Source organism: Nakamurella flava (assembly GCF_005298075.1).
GTDB classification, from domain to species: domain Bacteria; phylum Actinomycetota; class Actinomycetes; order Mycobacteriales; family Nakamurellaceae; genus Nakamurella; species Nakamurella flava.
This window is the reverse complement of record NZ_SZZH01000005.1, coordinates 142,220-160,127: the sequence shown is the minus strand read 5'-3', so window position 1 is coordinate 160,127 and position 17,908 is coordinate 142,220. Positions and strand designations below refer to the sequence as shown.

At 71.9% G+C, this 17,908-nt stretch carries 13 protein-coding genes; 6 read left to right on the top strand and 7 right to left on the bottom strand.

The genetic code is table 11. The features are described from left to right. The first annotated feature begins 1 nt into the window (after position 1). The 4 genes from FDO65_RS17830 to FDO65_RS17815 all read left to right on the top strand — a co-directional run bounded on the left by FDO65_RS17830 (position 2) and on the right by FDO65_RS17815 (position 8,027). On the top strand, positions 2-955 hold the full coding sequence (locus FDO65_RS17830) for a D-2-hydroxyacid dehydrogenase (protein WP_137451088.1): 954 nt from the start codon (positions 2-4) through the stop codon (positions 953-955). A 2-nt stretch (positions 956-957) separates the two neighbouring features. Beyond that, positions 958-3,804 (top strand): FAD-binding and (Fe-S)-binding domain-containing protein, encoded by a 2,847-nt coding sequence (locus FDO65_RS17825; RefSeq protein WP_420847553.1) that lies wholly within the window; start codon positions 958-960, stop codon positions 3,802-3,804. A 251-nt stretch (positions 3,805-4,055) separates the two neighbouring features. After that, on the top strand, positions 4,056-6,284 hold the full coding sequence (locus FDO65_RS17820; protein WP_137451086.1) for a (Fe-S)-binding protein: 2,229 nt from the start codon (positions 4,056-4,058) through the stop codon (positions 6,282-6,284). A gap of 405 nt (positions 6,285-6,689) precedes the next feature. Next, on the top strand, positions 6,690-8,027 hold the full coding sequence (locus FDO65_RS17815; protein WP_205850140.1) for a reverse transcriptase family protein: 1,338 nt from the start codon (positions 6,690-6,692) through the stop codon (positions 8,025-8,027). Positions 8,028-8,186: 159 nt separating this feature from the next. Here FDO65_RS17815 and FDO65_RS17810 read toward each other — a convergent pair whose 3' ends face one another. From FDO65_RS17810 to FDO65_RS17795, 4 genes are all read right to left on the bottom strand, one after another. Then, complete coding sequence (locus tag FDO65_RS17810; protein ID WP_137451084.1) at positions 8,187-8,372, bottom strand: CsbD family protein; 186 nt, start codon at positions 8,370-8,372, stop codon at positions 8,187-8,189. A gap of 151 nt (positions 8,373-8,523) precedes the next feature. After that, positions 8,524-9,561, bottom strand: coding sequence for a 2-hydroxyacid dehydrogenase (locus tag FDO65_RS17805; RefSeq protein WP_137451083.1), 1,038 nt, complete (start codon positions 9,559-9,561; stop codon positions 8,524-8,526). 56 nt (positions 9,562-9,617) lie between these two features. Further along, positions 9,618-10,235 (bottom strand): histidine phosphatase family protein, encoded by a 618-nt coding sequence (locus FDO65_RS17800; protein WP_137451082.1) that lies wholly within the window; start codon positions 10,233-10,235, stop codon positions 9,618-9,620. Beyond that, positions 10,232-11,737: an FGGY-family carbohydrate kinase gene (locus tag FDO65_RS17795; RefSeq protein ID WP_137451081.1), complete on the bottom strand. Its 1,506-nt coding sequence runs from the start codon at positions 11,735-11,737 to the stop codon at positions 10,232-10,234. The genes FDO65_RS17800 and FDO65_RS17795 overlap by 4 nt, the downstream gene beginning before the upstream one ends. A 217-nt stretch (positions 11,738-11,954) precedes the next feature. Between FDO65_RS17795 and FDO65_RS17790 the strand changes: the two genes are divergently transcribed. After that, entirely contained in the window at positions 11,955-12,923 is a 969-nt protein-coding gene (locus FDO65_RS17790) for an endonuclease domain-containing protein (RefSeq protein WP_166442272.1), read from the top strand. 114 nt (positions 12,924-13,037) lie between these two features. Beyond that, a complete protein-coding gene (locus tag FDO65_RS17785; protein ID WP_137451079.1) occupies positions 13,038-14,279 on the top strand; it encodes a mechanosensitive ion channel family protein in 1,242 nt (413 codons plus the stop codon). A 77-nt stretch (positions 14,280-14,356) separates the two neighbouring features. On the opposite strand, the gene FDO65_RS17780 is transcribed toward FDO65_RS17785, so the two are convergent. The 3 genes from FDO65_RS17780 to FDO65_RS17770 form a co-directional block, all read right to left on the bottom strand. Then, positions 14,357-15,430: an ABC transporter substrate-binding protein gene (locus FDO65_RS17780; RefSeq protein WP_137451078.1), complete on the bottom strand. Its 1,074-nt coding sequence runs from the start codon at positions 15,428-15,430 to the stop codon at positions 14,357-14,359. 63 nt (positions 15,431-15,493) lie between these two features. Then, positions 15,494-16,816 carry a diacylglycerol/lipid kinase family protein gene (locus FDO65_RS17775; RefSeq protein WP_137451077.1) on the bottom strand — a complete coding sequence of 441 codons (1,323 nt, stop codon included), beginning with the start codon at positions 16,814-16,816 and terminating at the stop codon, positions 15,494-15,496. Between the two features lie 129 nt (positions 16,817-16,945). Then, positions 16,946-17,893, bottom strand: coding sequence for an endonuclease domain-containing protein (locus FDO65_RS17770; RefSeq protein WP_137451076.1), 948 nt, complete (start codon positions 17,891-17,893; stop codon positions 16,946-16,948). Positions 17,894-17,908: the final 15 nt, after the last annotated feature.

Genomic DNA, 17,908 nt, shown 5'->3' with positions numbered 1-17,908 from the left:
GGTGCCCACCGAGACGTCCTCGCCGGTGCCGCGGGTCGTCGTCCATCCCGAGCGGCCGGACGGCGTGTGGGAGGCCTTGCGCGCCCTGGCCGAGCAGGAACCGATGACGCTCGTCGACGCGGCCGACGAGCAGGACGTGGTCGACGCCCTGCAGGAACCCGGCGCAGTACTGGCCACCTATCGGTGGTCGCCGCGTTTCCTGCAACCGGGCCTGTCCTGGGTGCAGGCGATGAGCACCGGTGTCGACCAGTTCCCGCTCGACGAGTTCCGCCGACGTGGCATCGGCCTGTGCAACGCGTCCGGAGTACTGGCCGACTGCATCGCCGAACACGCCCTGGCCTGCCTGTTCGCGTTGACCCGGAACCTGCCGCAGCACCGTGACGACCAGCGCGCCGGCCGGTGGACGCCGCGGGTGGGTCACGAGCTGGTGGGCGCCACCCTCGCGGTCGTCGGACTCGGAGCCGTCGGGCAGCAGGTCGCCCGGCTCGGCGCGGCAGTGGGCATGACCGTGCTCGGCGTGCGCCGCACCCCCGGCCCGGTCGGGTCCGTGGCCGAGGTTCTCGGCCCGGACCGGTTGCTGCAGGTGTGCGAACGAGCCGACGCGCTCGTGCTGTGCCTGCCGGAGACGGCCAGCACCCGCGGCCTGATCGGGGCGGCCGAACTGGCCGCGCTCGGAGACGGGTGGCTGATCAACGTCGGGCGCGGCTCCGCGGTCGACGAGTCCGCGCTGCTCCACGCGCTCCGTCGGGGGGCCCTGCGTGGCGCGGCGCTGGACGTCGTCGACCCGGAGCCGCCCCCGGCGGACAGTGGACTATGGAACGAGCCCCGCATCCTGCTCACGGGCCACAGCGCAGTGCTGAGCCCACGCTGGGGGACGGAATGGACGAAGGTGCTGGCCGCCAACCTCCGGTCGGAGCGGGACGGGACCGGCCGGGTGAATGCGGTGATCGGGTGACCGTGCGAAAGCTGTTCGAGCGCCGATCCTCTGGTGAGACCCGTCTGGGCGTGGACGATGTCGTCGGCGAGTTGCGCCGCGCCGGGGTCCCGGTCGACACGGCTAGTCGCCGCCGGGCCGAGTACAGCTCGGACGCCGGGAACTACCGGGTCCCGCCGCAGGCCGTCGCCTACCCCCGGCACGTCGACGAGGTGCTGGCCGCGGTGGCGGCGTGCCGTCGGACCCGTACCCCGTTGACCGTCCGCGGAGTCGGCACCTCGATCGCCGGCAACGCGATCGGTACGGGTCTGGTGCTGGATCTGTCCCGGCATCTGAACCGGGTGCTCGACATCGATTCCGCCGCCCGGACCGCCATGGTCGAACCCGGCGCGGTGCTCGACCGGATCACGGCGGCCGCCCGGCCCCACGGTCTGAAGTTCGGTCCCGACCCGTCGACGCATTCCCGGGCCACCATCGCCGGCTCGATCGGCAACAACGCCTGCGGGGCCCACGCCATGTCCGTCGGGCGGACCGCCGACCAGGTCGTCGCCCTCGACGTCGTCGCGATGAACGGCGAACGGTTCACCGCCGGTCCGGGCAGTGCCGGCCCGTTCACCGAGCCGCTGCGGGCGCTCACCGCGCACAACCTGGGCGTCATCCGCACCGAGTTCGGGCGCTTCCGCCGACAGGTCTCCGGCTATTCCCTCGAACACCTGCTGCCCGAGAACCGTTTCGACGTGGGCCGTTTCCTGGCCGGAACCGAAGGGACCCTCGCCGTCGTCCTGGGGGCCACGGTGTCGCTGGTCCCCGTGCCGCCGGCCACCGCGCTCGTCGTCCTCGGCTACGAGGACATGCCCGCCGCCGCCGACGCGGTCCCCGCCCTGCTGCCGTTCGCGCCGCTGGCCATCGAGGGCATCGACGCCCGCATGGTCGACGTGGTCCGCCGGCGACGGGGCGACTCGGCCGTCCCGGTCCTGCCCCGCGGGGCCGGCTGGATGTTCGTCGAGGTCCAGGGACAGACGCCCGCCGCCGCCGTCGCCGCCGGGCAGGAGCTGGCCCGGCACGCGCAGGCCATCGACCACGTCACCGTCGGCGGTCCCGCCGCCGCGGCGCTGTGGCGGATCCGGGAGGACGGCGCCGGTCTCGGTGGTCGCACTCCGGCCGGAGAACCCGCGTGGCCGGGCTGGGAGGACGCGGCCGTCCCGCCCGAGCGCCTGGGGGACTACCTGCGCGCGTTCGAGGCGCTGCTGGCCGAGCATCGGCTGGACGCGCTGGTCTACGGCCACTTCGGAGACGGCTGCGTCCACGCCCGTATCGATTTCCCGTTCGCCACCGCCCCTTCAGTGTTCCGGCGGTTCGTCGAGGCGGCGGCCGACACCGTCGTCGCCCACGGCGGTTCGCTGTCCGGCGAGCACGGCGACGGCCGGGCCCGCAGTGAACTGCTGCCACGGATGTACTCGGCGCGGGCCATCGAGCTGTTCGGAGCGGTCAAGCACCTCTTCGACCCGGCCGGCCTGCTCAACCCCGGCGTCCTCGTCGCGCCCGCCCCGCTGGACGTCGACCTGCGGGTGCCGCAGGCCGGACCGCTGCCCAGCCGCCGGTTCGCCCTGCCGCTGGATCAGGGCGACGTGGGCGTCGCCGCGCACCGCTGCGTCGGCGTCGGCAAATGCCTGGCCGACGCGACCCCCACCGGTGGGGTCATGTGCCCCTCGTACCTGGCCACCCGGGACGAGAAGGACTCGACCCGGGCCCGGGCCCGCGTCCTGCAGGAGGCGGCCAACGGCCGTCTGGTCCACGGCCTGGGTGCACCCGAGGTCCTCGACTCGCTCGACCTCTGCCTGTCCTGCAAGGGGTGTTCGGTCGACTGCCCGGCCGGGGTCGACATGGCCACGTACAAGGCCGAGGCGCTGCACCAGCGATACCGGGGGCGGCTGCGGCCGGCGTCCCACTACGCGCTGGGCTGGCTTCCGCGGACCGCGCGGCTGGCGGCCCGCGCACCGCGGCTCGTCAACGGCCTGCTCGGCGTTCCGGCGCTGGCCCGACTGATCAAGGCCGCCGGCGGCATCGATCGCCGCCGACCGTTACCGCGGTTCGCCGACCGGACGTTCCGGTTCTGGTTCATGCGTCGACCCGTCGCCCCCGGGACGCCCGTCGTGCTGTTCGTCGACACCTTCACCGACCACTTCTCACCGGAGGTGGGGCGGGCGGCGGTCGCCGTCCTGGAGGGCGCCGGGTTCAGCGTGCGCGTCACCGATGAACCGGTGTGCTGCGGTCTGACCTGGATCTCGACCGGGCAGCTCGACGGGGCCCGGCGGCAGCTGCGTCGCACCGTCCGGGCGCTCGACGCCATCGGCGACGTCCCGATCGTGGGGCTGGAGCCGTCCTGTACGGCGGTGCTGCGGGCGGACGCGGTCGAGCTGCTCGCCGCGGGCGCCGTCGCGGCGGCTGAACGCGTCGCCGGTCGCACGCGCACCCTCGCCGAACTGCTCGGCTCGCTGCCGGGGTGGGAGCCGCCCGACCTACGCGGGGTCACCGGCGTCGCCCAGCCGCACTGCCACCACCACGCGGTCATGGGGTGGGACGCCGACCGGGCCCTGCTGGAGCGGGCCGGGGCGCAGGTGCGGGCGGTCGGCGGCTGTTGCGGGCTGGCCGGGAACTTCGGCGTCGAACGCGGGCACTACGAGGTGTCGGTCGCGGTGGCGGAGACGGCGCTGCTGCCGGCAGTGCGCGACGCGGGGGAGGAGGCCGCCGTGCTGGCCGACGGGTTCTCCTGCCGGTTGCAACTGGACCAGCTGGCCGGGCGGCGCGGACGTCACCTGGCCGAGGTGCTGGCCGACCATCGCTCCCCGAGCGGCGAGCCGTCTTCCTGAAGCCCGTCCGCGGCGCCGCTCCACTTGTCATACCCGCACCTTGCCGGCACCCGGGAACGTGCGGGTATGACAAGTCGATGCAGCCGGGACCCCCGGCATGGGCCTCGACGCGACAAGTTACCCGCGAGTAACTTCTAGAGTCGGGAACCGGGTACTACCGGAACCGCCGCCGTCCTGATCGGACCGGGGCGACCGGTTCAGGACGGGAGCACACACCAGATGAGCAGTACGACAGCCGAGCGGCCCACGCCATGACCGCACTGTCCTGGGTGACCGGCCCACTGGCCGTGATCCTCATCGTCGTCGGTTTCGGGATGCTCGCGCAGGCGAGCCTGAAGATCTACCGATTGGTGCGGCTCGGCGCCCCCGACCACACCCGCGGCGGCGCTGTGAAGGCCCGGGTGAAGGCGTTGGCCGTCGAGGTCGGCGGACACACCCGGATGTTCAAGTGGGGCATCGTCGGGGCCGCGCACTGGCTGGTGATGGTCGGCTTCGGCGCCCTCGTGCTCACGCTCGTACAGGCGGTCGGCCAGTGCTTCGACCCCCGGTTCGAGATCCCCTGGCTCGGTCATCAGGCCTGGTACGGGCTGCTCGTCGAGCTGGTCGCGGTCCTGACCCTGGTCGGCATCGGCTACCTCATCGCCGTCCGGCAACGGGCCCACCCGCGCCGCGCCGGTCTGCGGTCCCGGTTCGCCGGGTCCAACTTCGCCCAGGCGTACTTCGTCGAAGCGGTCATCGCCGTCATCGCCGTCTGCATCCTGCTGATCCGCGGCTTCGAATCCGCCGCCGGGTTCCTGCCGTTCCCGACGTGGGCGGCGCCGCTGTCGACCTGGCTGGGCAGCTGGCCGCCCGGCGGCACCACCGCCGAGATCGCCATTCAACTCGTCGCTCTCGTCAAGGTCGCGGTGTCGATGGCCTGGGCCATCGTGATCGCCCGCAACCTGACGATGGGCGTCGCCTGGCACCGGTTCCTGGCCTTCTTCAACATCTACTTCAAGCGCAAGCCCGAGCGCACGGCCAACGGCGGGCTGAAGCCGATGATGTCGAACGGCGACGTGCTGAACCTGGAGGAAGCCGACCCGGAGACCGACACCTTCGGTGTCGGCAAGGTCGAGGACTTCAGCTGGAAGGGCTGGCTTGACTTCAACACCTGCACCGAGTGCGGACGCTGCCAGTCGCAGTGTCCGGCCTGGAACACCGCCAAGCCGCTGTCGCCGAAGCTGCTGATCCTGGGTTTGCGCGACCATGCCTACGCCAAGGCGCCGTACCTGGCCACCGGCGGTGGCACCACTCCTGACGGGGACGAGAAGTTGAGCGAGGCGGACCTGGCCGCGTTCGCGCACGCGGATCCGTTGGCCATGCTGGAGGCCCAGCGCCCGCTGGTCGGCCCGGCCGAGACCGACGACCAGGGCCGCGAGATCGGCGGCATCATCGACCCCGAGGTGCTGTGGGACTGCACCACGTGCGGCGCCTGCGTGGAGCAGTGCCCGGTCGACATCGAGCACGTCGACCACATCATCGACATGCGCCGGAACCAGGTCATGATCGAGTCGGAGTTCCCGTCCGAGCTGGCCGGGCTGTTCAAGAACCTGGAGAACAAGGGCAACCCGTGGGGTGCGCAGCAGCGCGACCGGATGGCCTGGGCCAAGGACCTGCCGTTCGAGGTCCCTGTGGTCGAGGACGTCCTGGACTCCGACCACGAGTACCTGTTCTTCGTCGGCTGCGCCGGCGCCTTCGACGACCGCGCGAAGAAGACCACCCGGGCCGTCGCCGAGCTGCTGGACATGGCGGCCGTCGGGTTCGCCGTGCTGGGCACGGGGGAGACCTGCACCGGCGACCCGGCCCGCCGGGCCGGCAACGAGTTCCTGTTCCAGCAGATGGCCTCCGAGACGGTCGAGACGCTGAACGCCGCGTTCGGTGACCGGGAGCGTCGCAAGATCGTCGTCACCTGCCCGCACTGCTTCAACACGCTGGCCAACGAGTACGGCGAGCTCGGCGGCACGTTCGAGGTCGTGCACCACACCCAGTTGCTCAACCGGCTGGTCCGTGAGAAGCGGCTGGTCGTCAAGAAGCCCGTCTCCGCTTCCCAGGGGCCCGCGGTGACCTACCACGACCCCTGCTACCTCGGTCGGCACAACAAGGTCTACTCCCCGCCCCGCGAGCTGGTCGCCGCCTCCGGCCTGCAGCTGTCGGAGATGCCGCGCAACTCGGCCCGCGCCCTGTGCTGCGGCGCCGGTGGCGCGCGGATGTGGATGGAGGAGAAGATCGGCAAGCGGATCAACCTGGAGCGCACCGACGAGGCGCTGTCGGTACTGCCCGAATCCGGGGCCGGGCAGATCGCCACCGGTTGCCCGTTCTGCCGCGTGATGCTCACCGACGGGCTGACCGCCCGCCAGGAGCAGGGCCGGGGCGCCGACGTCGAGGTCGTCGACGTCGCCCAGATGCTGCTCGCCGGGGTGAAGGGCTCGCCGACGAGCTGAGGCTGTCGGTGCGTTACGGCACACTGTCGGCATGCGGCGGTGGACGACGAGAACTCCGATCGGGAACGGCTCGTCCGTCCCTGTCCCGGACGCTCCGGGGTACCCCCGGGGTGAGCATGTCGCACCAGGCACGACCGAGCAGGCCCGGCGCTGCGCTCCGCGAAGGAGCGGGCCCGCCCAGCAGCACAGGTCGTCGTCCACCGCCGTCAGTTCATGAGCGACACCCCCGATCCCGGGCCGCCGCCCCGCCGATCCGGTGACGATCCCGGTGGCCTCGTCCGTCGGGGTGGTCCGCCGCGTCCCCCGTCGGGCGGACCTCCCGCCCCGCCGATCCGGCCGCGGCGCAAGCGTCCCCGTGGTCGGCCGTCCCCGTTTCGGGAGGACCGCCCCGGTCGTCCCGATGCGTTGGTCGATGCGATCGCCGGCGCACTGCTGGCCGACGCGGACGACTGGACGGCGTCGGGACTGATCGGCCGGGTGGCAGTGGTCTTCGCCGGGCCGCACGACTGGGTGCCGCGCCTCGTGGAGCAGGTCCTCGAGCTCTACCCGCGTCCCCCGGCGGACCGGCCGCGCGAGCTGCAGGCGGTCGTCGGCGTCCTGCTCAACGACCTGCTCGACCCCGCCCCCGACGACGACGGTGACGAGCCGACGACGGAGATCCGGCCCGTGCCCCGTCCGGTCCACTGGCCCGTCGCGTCGACGAGGACGGTCCGCCGGCCGTTCGCCACGCCCCCGCTCGACGACGCCGGCGACTTGGCCGCGCTGCTCGGCGTCGATCTCGTCCAGCTGACCGCGCTGGCCGACACGCGGCTCCGGGGCCGCCGGGCCCGCAGTGAGCAGATCGCGAACTACCGCTACCAGTGGCTGGACCGCCCATCCGGTCCGCGGCTGCTGGAAGCGCCCCGGCCGCGGCTGCTGTCCGCCCAGAGGGTCGTGCTGCACGAGTTGCTCGACCTGATCCCCACCCACCCGGCGGTGCACGGGTTCGTGTCCGGGCGGTCGGTGGTCACCGGCGCACGGGAGCATGTCGGCGCGGAAACAGTGCTGACCCTCGACCTCGAACACTTCTTCGCCGCCGTCACCGCGGGCCGAATCTGGGGGGTCCTGCGGTCGGCCGGTTATCCCGAGCCGGTCGCCCATCTGCTGGCCGGACTGACCACGACGGCGACCCCGGTGCGAGTGCTGACCGCGATGCCGCCCGGACCCGACCCGGGGCGGCAGTTCCGGCTGCGTCGCCGGCTCGCCGTCCCGCACCTGCCGCAGGGCGCGCCCACGTCACCGGCGCTGGCCAACCTCGTCGCCTTCACCCTCGACCGGCGGCTGGCCGCCTACGCCGCCGCGGTCGGCCTGAAGTACACCCGCTACGCCGACGACCTCACGTTCTCCGGCCCGTTCCGCCAGAGAGCACACGTGCGGTCGTTCGCCCGGGCCGTCGGGCGCATCGTCGCCGACGAACGCTTCCGGATCAACGAGGCCAAGACCCGGTGGCGGGGCCGGCACGAACGGCAGACCGTCACCGGCGTCGTCGTGAACGAGCACCCGGCCATCGCCCGGGATGAGGTCGACCGGCTGCGAGCCGTGCTGCACGACTGTCGACGCTCCGGACCGGCCGCCGCGAACCGGCACGGCCACCCCGATTTCCGCGCCCACCTGCTCGGCCGGATCAGTTGGGTCGCCTCGGTGCACCCGGCGCGTGGGGCTCGGCTGCGTGAGCAGTTCGACGGGATCGACTGGACCGCCTGAGTCGCGGCTGCGCTCGACACCCCCCCGGGACACAGGAGAGGCCCGAACGCTGAGCGCTCGGGCCTCTCCGGGTGGAACGAACCGGTCAGCGCGGGGGGTGCGAGACCGGTCGACCTGGCGGGGAAAGGGGGGTGTCCCCGCCGGGCGGTCTGGTGGGGCTCAGGAACCGAAGACGTCCTTCGCGGTGTCCTTGACCTTCTCGCCGGCCTGCTTGGCGTTGGCCTCGGCCTGATCGGCCTGGCCCTCCGCCTTGAGGCTCTCGTTGTTGGTCAGGTTGCCGATGCCTTCCTTGGCCTTGCCGACGGCTTCCTCAGCGGCGTTCTTGATCTTGTCGCCCAGGCTCATGGCAGTTCCCTTCCGTCGTGTCGTCGACCGGTCGGTCGTCGCACCGCTCAATGCCCCGATCCTGGGAACCCAACATGGGAGTGGCGTGAGCGTTCCGTTCAGGTCCCGTCCGGGGTGTCACCTGGCGTCACCGAAGGGTGACTGGAGGTGCTCAGATGCGGCGGAGCGCCTCCGGGTTGACGCAGTACTCCAGTGGCTCACCCCGCAGGTAGCGGCCGACATCGCCGGCGACGATCTGAGCTGCCTTGATGGCCGTCTGCTTGGAGGCCCCGGCCAGGTGCGGCGTCATCACGATGCCCGGTGTGGTCAGCAGCCGGGAGTCCTCCGGGATCGGCTCGACCGGGAACACGTCGAACGCGGCCGCCCACAGCTGCCCGCTGTCCAGACCGTCGCACAGGGCGTCGTAGTCGAGCAGAGCCCCCCGTGCGCAGTTCACGATGATGGACCCCCGGGGCATCGCCGCGATCTGTTCGGCGCCGATCATGCCCTTGTTCTCCGGGGTCACCCGCGCGTGCAGGGTGATGATCGACGAGCGCCGCAGCAGTTCGTCCAGCTCGACCCGCTCGGCCACCCCGTCCAGCGTGGTCGGGTCGACGTACGGGTCGTAGACCAGCACGTCGGCGCCGAATCCCCGCAGGATCCGGGTGACTCGACTGCCGATCGCGCCGTAGCCGACGAGACCGATCGTGCTGCCCTCGATCTCGGGCCCGACGTTGTCCCAGGCGTAGTAGTCGCCCCGCCAGGTGCCGGCGTTCAGGTCCGCGTTGGTCTGCGGGATCCGCCGCACCGCAGCCATGATCATCGCGACGGTGTGCTCGGCCGTCGCGGTGGCGTTCCGCCCGGGGGCGAAGGTGACGCCCACCCCGGCTTTCGTCGCCGCCTCGACGTTGGCGTTCACCGGACCGCCTCGGCAGATCGAGAACAGGCGCAGATCCGGGCAGGCCTTCAGGATCCGTTCGGTCAGCGGCGCGAGTTGGGTGACGCAGATCTGCGCGCCCTCCAGTGCGGCGATGATCTCGTCCTCCGACCCGGACGCCTCGTCGACCTCGGCGACCTTGCCCATCGGGGTCATCGGCCACGGCAACTGCAGCTCGCGGATGTCACTGCGGGCCACCCCCTGGCCTTCCAGGGCATCGGTGAACAGGTGGGGCAGGACGAAGTGGTCGCCGGCGGCGAGCACACGGGTCATGACAGGAGCCTCCTTGGTCCGCGTCAGTGGTGGGGCTGTGAGGGAACCGTCTTCGGTCAGACGGCCGGGGCGTTGAACGACAGCAACGCGGCCGAGGGGGCGGCCCCGTCGGTGAAGAGCTCGATCTCGTTGAGGGCCCCGTTGCGCAGAACGGGCATCAGGCGTCGGTACTCGCGAAGTTGGATGCCGAGCAGCCGGCACAGCGCCAGTCGGGTGGCGGTGCTGTGGGCGACGACCAGGACCCGGCCGTCGGGATGGGCGGCCGCGATGTCCTCCAGGCCGGCCACGTACCGCTCGGCGCACGCGACCGGGTCCTCACCATCGGGCAGGTGACTGGCGACCGGGTCGTCCCGGAAGGCGGTCAGGGCGTCGGGGAACTGCTCGCCCATCTCGGCGATGGTCAGGCCCTCGGCCCGCCCGAAGTGCAGTTCACGGAACCGCGGATCGATGATCGGCCCCGTCCCCAGCGCCTCCGCCGACGGGGCGGCGGTCACCTGCGCCCGGCTCAGATCGGAGCAGTAGACGGCGGCCAGACCGGCGCCGGCGGCCCACGTCGCCAGGGCGTCGGCCTGTGCGCGGCCCTTGTCGGTCAGTTCGATGTCGCTGGAACCGGCGTACCGGTTCTCGGCGTGCCAGACGGTTTCGCCGTGCCGGACGAGGACGAGTCGGGTCATGCCGACCACCCTCTCAGACGGTCCCGGGCGTGCGCGGCCAGCCCGTCCGGCAGCCACCCCCGCTCGTCCAGGGCCGTCACGAAATCGGCGAACCGCTCCCCGTACCGTTCGCCGGCGTTCGGGTCGGGGTCGAGAACCGTTCGGACGTGGACCATGTCCGCCGCGCGCTCGGTGACCGGCCGGTCCTGGGCGGCGGCCAGCAGGGCCATCCCGAGGGCAGGTTCCGCCGTGTCCGGCAGGGTCACCGGCCGGCCGAGAACGTCGGCGCGGAGCTGGTTCCAGTACGCGCTGCGGGTGGCGCCGCCGGTCAGCACCAGGGCGCCGTCGGTGGGAGCGCCGATGCGGTCGAGGTGGTCGAAGCCCAGGCGTTCCAGGAAGGCCACCCCCTGCAGCACGGCGGCGAACCGTTCCCCGTCGTCGCGGGCCGGGCCGGTGGTGAACCCGGTCGCCTCGGGGGCGACGAACGGGAACCGTTCCCCCGACGACACCAGCGGGTAGGTCAGCATCCCCGCCGGCTCGTACGCGGCGGCGGCGCGGTTGAGGGCGTCCAGGTCGGCGTCGGGGAAGTCCCGGGAGATCGCCCCGGCCCCGGTGCTCGACGCGCCGCCCGGCAACCACGTGTCACCCGGCCCGCGATGGCAGTACACGGCGCCCGTCGGGTCGGTCACCAGTTCGGCGGCCACCCCCTTGACCACCAACGTCGTCCCCAGGACCGAGTTCCAGCTTCCGACCTCCAGGGCGCCGGCACCGAGTTGGGCGGCGCAGCCGTCGGTCATCCCGGCGATCACCGGGGTGCCCTCCGGCAATCCGGTCGCGGTGGCGGCCGCGGCGCCCACCGTGCCCAGGCGTTCCCCGGGCCGGGCCAGTGGAGGCAGGAGGGTCTCGGACGCGCCGAGGGTGTCCAGCACCGTCGACGGCCAGACGCCCCCGACGAGATCCGCGCCGGACTTCAGGGCGTTGGACAGGTCGGTGGCCACCGGACGCCCGACCAGCCGTTCGGTGATGACGTCGCTCTGGTGGGCCAGCCGGGCCCGTCCGACCAGATCCGGGTGTTCGGCCACCAGCCACAGCAGCTTCGGAAGCCCCCAGCTGCGCTGCATCCGCTGGTAGCCGAGCCGCCGCCACACCGCGCCGCCCGCCTCGTTGACCCGGTCGACCAGATCGGCGGCCCGGCCGTCGTCGTACATCAGGGCCGGGGTCAGCGGCGTGCCATCCCTCCGGTCGACCAGCAGCACCGTGCCCGACGTCGCGTCGACCGCCACCCCGCCGAAGGTGACCCCGGGTGCTGTTCTGCGGGTGTCGCGGACCGCCTCGGCGGTGGCCGCCGTGACGGCCTCCCACCAGTCCTGCGGGTCCTGCTCGTGCCGGTTGCCGTCCCGCCGACTGGTCAGCTTCCGACCCGCCGCGCCCAGGACCGTGCCCCGGCCGTCCACGACGAGCGTCCGCACGCTCTGGGTGCCGAGGTCGATGCCGACCCATGCCTCCGGGGGATCTGCGGTCATGGCCCCATTGGATCGTGCCGGCCCGGTCGCCGCTGAGCGGGGTCGTTCGTTTCCGACGCGTCGAACCCCGCATCGAGAGGACGCTCGTGCTGCTCTGGCAGGCCCTCACCGCAGCACAAGCGTCCTCTCGATGAGGGTGAGAACCCGCGTGGTGTGGACAACTGCGGCGGCGTCTTCCGGAACTGCGACGCTGCGATGTGTGCCGCCCTGCCAGCCCGTGCCGATCCGGCAGGACCTGCAGGCCAGCGCCTTCACGGTGGCTCAAGGCCGTGCGGCGGGGCTGACCCGCTTCGAGCTCGAGCATCCGCACCTGCAGCGGCCTTTTCGAGGGGTGCGCTTCGTACGGGACGAGAGCGCCGACACCTTTCGGGCTCGTTGCCTGGCCGCGCTCGCCTCGGTGTCCGCCACCGGGAACGGGGACGCCGTGCTCAGTCACCTGAGCGCGGCCCACTGGTGGCCCGTGCCGATTCCGACGCCGCTCGATGGTGGGCCCGTCGACGTCGCGGTGCGTCTCCCGGGCCGCGCCAGCCGTGCGACGGGGATCCGCGGCCACGTCCTGCACGATCCGCGGGCTCGCGTCGTGATGCGGCAGGGCATGCCTATGGTCGACGCCGGAACGCTGTTTTGCCAGCTGAGCGCGGTGCTGTTGGTGCCAGACCTCGTTGCCGTGGGAGATGCGATGGCGTTGACGCCTGCGGTGCGGTCCTGGGACGACGATCGCCCCTGGCTGACTGTCGAGGAGCTGGCGGACCGGGTCCACGGCTTCCGGGGACGAGGGAAGCGCCGCGCTGTCGCCGCGCTCACCTTGCTGCGGCCTGGTGCCGAGTCCCGGCCGGAGACGTTGCTTCGCCTGCGGTTGGGCGACGCGTCCCTGCCGGAACCGGAGGTCAACGGCGTGGTCCGCGACGGGGTCGGGCGGTTCGTCGCGCGCTGCGATCTGCTCGACCGGCAGTGGCGGGTCGTCGTGGAGTACGACGGCGACCAGCACCGCACGTCGCGAGCGCAGTTCGAGAAGGACGTCCGGCGGTTGGAGGAACTCGCCGCGTTGGGCTGGCGGGTGGTTCGCGTGCTGTCGCGGGACTTGTTCGTGACGCCGGATCTCACGGTTCTCCGCGTGGCGACTGCGCTTCGCCAGGGCGGTTGGCCACCAGGCTCCCATCGAGAGGACGCTTGTGCTGCCCGGTGACGCGATCAGCGCGACACAAGCGTCTTCTCGATGGCGGGGGGGGAGGGGTTGCGATGAGACATCTCACGCCCCGTTCGGGTTCAGCTCCCCCGCCCGAATGGGCACGGTGGAGTCATGTCCGTCGACCTTCTGGCCACCTTGCCGACCGACACCGGTGACGCTCCGCTCGCGTGGTTCTCCCTGTTCCTGCTCGCCGCCGTGGTGGGCGGCTTCGCCGCCGCCTGGATCCTGGGCCTGATCATCCGGCGCATCGCGCGCCGCTGGGACATCGCGGTCGAGGCGACCCGCCGCGCCCGGGTCCCGTTCCGGCTGCTGTTCGCGCTGATCGCCGCTCGACAGCTGATCGCCGCGACGACCGCCCTGGCCGGCTGGCAGGACACGATCCTGACCATCACCGGTCTGGCCGTCCTGGCCGTCTGCGGCTGGCTGCTCGCCGTGGTCGCGTTCGTGGCCCAGGACCTCACCCTGGCCCGCTTCCCGGTCGACGTCGTCGACAACCGGAAGGCCCGCCGGGTGCAGACGCAGGTGATCCTGCTGCGCCGGGTCGTGGTCGCGGTGATCGTGGTGCTCGTCCTGGCCACCATGCTGCTGACCCTGCCGGGCGCCCGTCAGGCCGGGGCGACGATCCTGGCTTCGGCCGGTGTGCTGGGCATCGTGGCCGGTCTGGCCGCCCAGTCGTCCCTGTCGAACCTGTTCGCCGGCCTGCAACTGGCGTTCACCGACGCCATCCGCGTCGACGACGTGGTGGTCGTCGAGAAGGAGTGGGGCCGCATCGAGGAGATCACCCTGACGTACGTCGTGGTGAAGGTCTGGGACGACCGTCGGCTGATCCTGCCGTCGACGTACTTCACGTCCACGCCGTTCCAGAACTGGACCCGCAAGGAGTCCGCGGTGCTGGGGGCCGTCGAGATGGACGTCGACTGGCGGGTGCCGGTGGACGAGTTGCGGGTGCACCTGGACCGCACGCTGCAGGCGTCGCAGATCTGGGACGGCCGGACCGGTGTCCTGCAGGTCACCGACGCCGTCGGCTCGTTCGTGCGACTGCGCATCCTGGTGTCGGCCAAGGACGGACCGACGGTGTGGGACCTGCGCTGTGAGGTGCGGGAGGCGCTGGTCGAGTTCATCCAGCGCAATCACCCGGAGGCGCTGCCGCGGCTCCGCACCCAGGTCGTCACCGCCGAGGACCAGGCGCAGACGAACGGTTCGGCCGAGCCGATGGGCCGTTTCGAGAAGACCGCTTCCGACCCGAGCAGCCGGCGCCGCGGCACCGGGGAATCCGAGTCCACCCAGACGATGGGGCTGTTCACCGGCAGCCGGCAGGCCGAGGAGCGGGCCAAGGAGTTCTCCCGCCCCTGACCGGCCCACCGAACGGAAAACGCAGAACGCCGTCACGGAGAGCTCCGTGACGGCGTTCTGCGTTCTCCGGGTGGGGGTCAGGAGGCCAGGCCGGCCTTGATGTCGTCGACGAACTTGTCCATGCCCCACGTGAGGGACAGGGCGGTCGGCGGCGAGACGGAGGAGACCTCGGACTCGCCGGTGACCTTGGCGATCTTGCCGCCGTTGACCTGCGGCAACAGCTTGGCCTCGGGGGAGGCGAGGAAGGTGTTGACCTCGTCGTCGGTGGCCCCGTACATCAGCAGCACGTCGGCGTCCAGCGAGCCGAACTGCTCGGGGGCCAGGGTGAAGTAGAAGCTGGCCTCCTTGGTGTCGAGGCTGGTCACGCTGTCCGGGGTGGTGAACCCGAGGTCCTGGGTGAACTGCACCCGCGGGTCGGCCGGCGTGTACACGTACAGCGAGCCACCCGAGTACAGGGCGGCGGCCATCGACTTGCCGGCGAACTCCGGGTTGGCCGAGGCGCGCTGGGCGATCTCGGAGTCGATGTTCTTCAACACCGTCTCGGCCTCGGCGGTCTTGCCCAGGACCTGCCCGGTGATGGTGACGACGTCCCGCCACGGCGTCGACCACGGCTTGTCCGGGTAGGCGACGACCTTGACCCTGGCCTGCGTCAATCGGTCGTACTCGACCTGGGTGAGCCCGGAGTACTGGGCGAGCAGAACGTCCGGCTTGGCCGCCAGGATCTGCTCGATGGGGGCGTCGGTGCCGTTATTCGGCAGCAGCGCCGGCGTCGCGGCGCCGAGCGCGGTCAGCTTGTCGGCGACCCAGGGGAGCACGCCGTCGGCGTTGCCGCCGTAGGTCTGCTGCGCGATGGCGACCGGGACGACGTCCAGAGCGAGGGCCGCGTCGGCGGATCCCCAGCCCCAGGACGCGACCCGCTCGGGGGCTGAGTCGATGGTGGTCTCACCGAACGCGTGGGTGATGGTGACCGGGAAGCCGCTGGCGGCCGGCGTGTTCGAGCCGGAGGCGGCGCTCGAGGCCGCCGCGCTGGAGGTCGTGCTGGAGGCGGTGGTCGAGCCACCGCCACAGGCGGACAGGGCCAGGGCGATGGCCCCGGCGGCAGCCACGGCGACCGCGGTGCGGAGTCGAGGGAAGCGGTAGGAGGACGGCATACGGGTGAGGTTAACCTAACCTTCCTCCCATGCGATCCATGGGCCGATCACGGTCCGGTCACGTCAGGGCGTCCGTCCGAGGGCGAGGTTCCAGAGCCTCCGCCAGCGGATCACCGGTGGGGGTGGCGGGACGCCGGGCCGGTCCTTCGGCAGCCGGATCCGCAACGCGCGCGGCTCGATGGTGCAGACGACCGGGGCGGGAAGCATGATCGCTTCACCGTCCAGGCCGACAGGCATCTCGTCCCGATCCGAGTCGACCCGCACCTGCTGCGTCACGACGGTCTGCACCGGCGCGGTGCGCCGGCCGAGCAGCCACTGCCAGGGCAGGCGTATCGCGTCGGCCGGACCCCCGATCGCTCCGGCCACGACCCCCAGCACGCCCCGGTCGAGCCGGTCGCGACGGCCGACGCCGCTGTACGGGTTGTTGCTGACGAGGACGACCTGCCGGTGGTGCAGCACGACCCAGCGGTTGCCCCGTCGGACGGACACCTGCGGCTGCACCTCCTTGTCCTGCAGCAGGTCGGGCAGCATCGTCAGGATGGTGCTGCCCTTGCGGTCCCGGTACTCCGGGTTCTGGACGATCTCGGCGTACGCACCGAATGAGGCCGTGTTGACGAACGGGCGGCGCTCGTCCCCGAGATAGCCCATGTCGATTCGGATCTCCACCGCGTCGGTGAGCGCGGCGAGGGCGGTACTGGGGTCGTTGCGGTCCAGCCCGAGATCCATGGCCAGGTGGTTGCGGGTGCCGGCGGGCAACACGACGAACGGCAGGTCGTGCTCGACGGCGACCGCGGCGACGAGGGCCTGGGTACCGTCGCCGCCGGCCACGCCGAGCAGGTCGGCGCCGTCCCGTACAGCCTGGCGGGCGAGTTCACCGACGTCGATCTCGTCGGGACCGTCGAGCAGGGCGACGTCGGCGCCCAGGGCCTTGGCCTTGGCGACCATGTCGAATTTGCCGACCTTCCCGCCACCCGACCGCGGGTTCATGACCAGGTAGGGCCGGCTCGGTGGGGAGACGGCGGTCTCCGGCATCCAGCGGAAGTCCGGTTTGCGCAGCGCGGCCCGGGCCGCCGTGCCCCCGGCCAGCACCAGCACGATCACCAGGACTGCAGTGATCAGTGATTCGCGGCCGACGAACAGGGCGACGGTGCCGACGAGGGCAGCCACCATCAGGACGAGCCCGACAACCCGGGCGACGCCCCGGCAGGTGAGGACGTAGTACCCGCCGACGACCAGCAGCGTCGCGCTGAGCGCCCCGACCACCAGCAACCACAGCCCGAGCACCCCGGAGGCCTGGATCAGGACAACGGCGGCGGCCGCGAAACAGACCAGCGCCGTGATCGCCAACACCCGTGCGGACGTCGTCACCGGCGTCTTGTCGCTCATATCCGGTGACGCTAGGTCATCGGCGGCGTCGGTCCGGCCGCGGCATTCGCATGCGGCCGACTTGTCATACCCGCATGCTCCCGATCCGCCGGAAGGTGCGGGTATGACAAGTGGGCTGCACCCGTCGGGTCACGGCGTCCATCCGGATGCGAGTAGCGCCTGACGCACGCGCCCCGTGACCCCGGTCGGGTCACCGAAGAATGATCGCGCGGTCACCCGGATCACCGTCCAGCCGGCAGCGACCAGGCGCTCCTGGCGGACGATGTCGGATTCCCATTGGCCTCGGTCCACCCGGTGGTGGTCGCCGTCGTACTCGACGATCACGCGCCACGGCTGATAGACGAGGTCTCCCCGGGCGACGAAGCGTCCGTCGCCGGTCGTGATGTCCCGGTTGACGGTCGGCTCCGGGAGTCCGGCGGCGACGAGGTGCAGACGCAGGAGCGTCTCCGGACGTGACTCGGCGCCCGGTCGGATGAGTTCCAGTGCCGTCGCGGCGGCGCGTTTCCCCCGGCCGCGGTACCAGCCGACCCGTTCGGTCAACGCGGGGAGGGAGATGTACGGACGTCCGGGTTCGGGGACGCGCGGGTCCAGCACGAGGGCATCCCCCACCGCGGTCAGATCCGGGACGGACAGGAACAGTCCGAGGTGGCAGAAGAGCGCCGCGGCGTCGATCGTCAGGAGCCCGTGGCGGATGACGGTGCGCGCATGTTCTTCGCTGATCTGTCGACCGAAGATCCCCGGCCGGCGGGTCGCCCGCTCGGGGATCCAGACGCTCAGGTGCAGTGCTTCGCCAGGTCGGGGCTGATCCGGGAGGGGCAGCGGCCAGATCCGTGCGGCCGTGATGCCGTCGACGAACGCGCCGGTGCCCAGGACGTGCAGAGCGAGTCGGCACCGCAGGCGCAGCGCCTCGGTGGGCTCGAGCGTGGCGGGGTCGAGCGGCCCGCCCCGGCTGACCCGCACCCCATGGTGGGGGCGGAGCAGGTCGGGTCCGGCGAGCCGACCTCGACCGAGACCCACCGAGCCCGGCCCGAACAGGGTCGAGTGCAGATGGTCGGGGAGTGGCTGTCGAGCAGGCATGACGGCAGGGTGCAG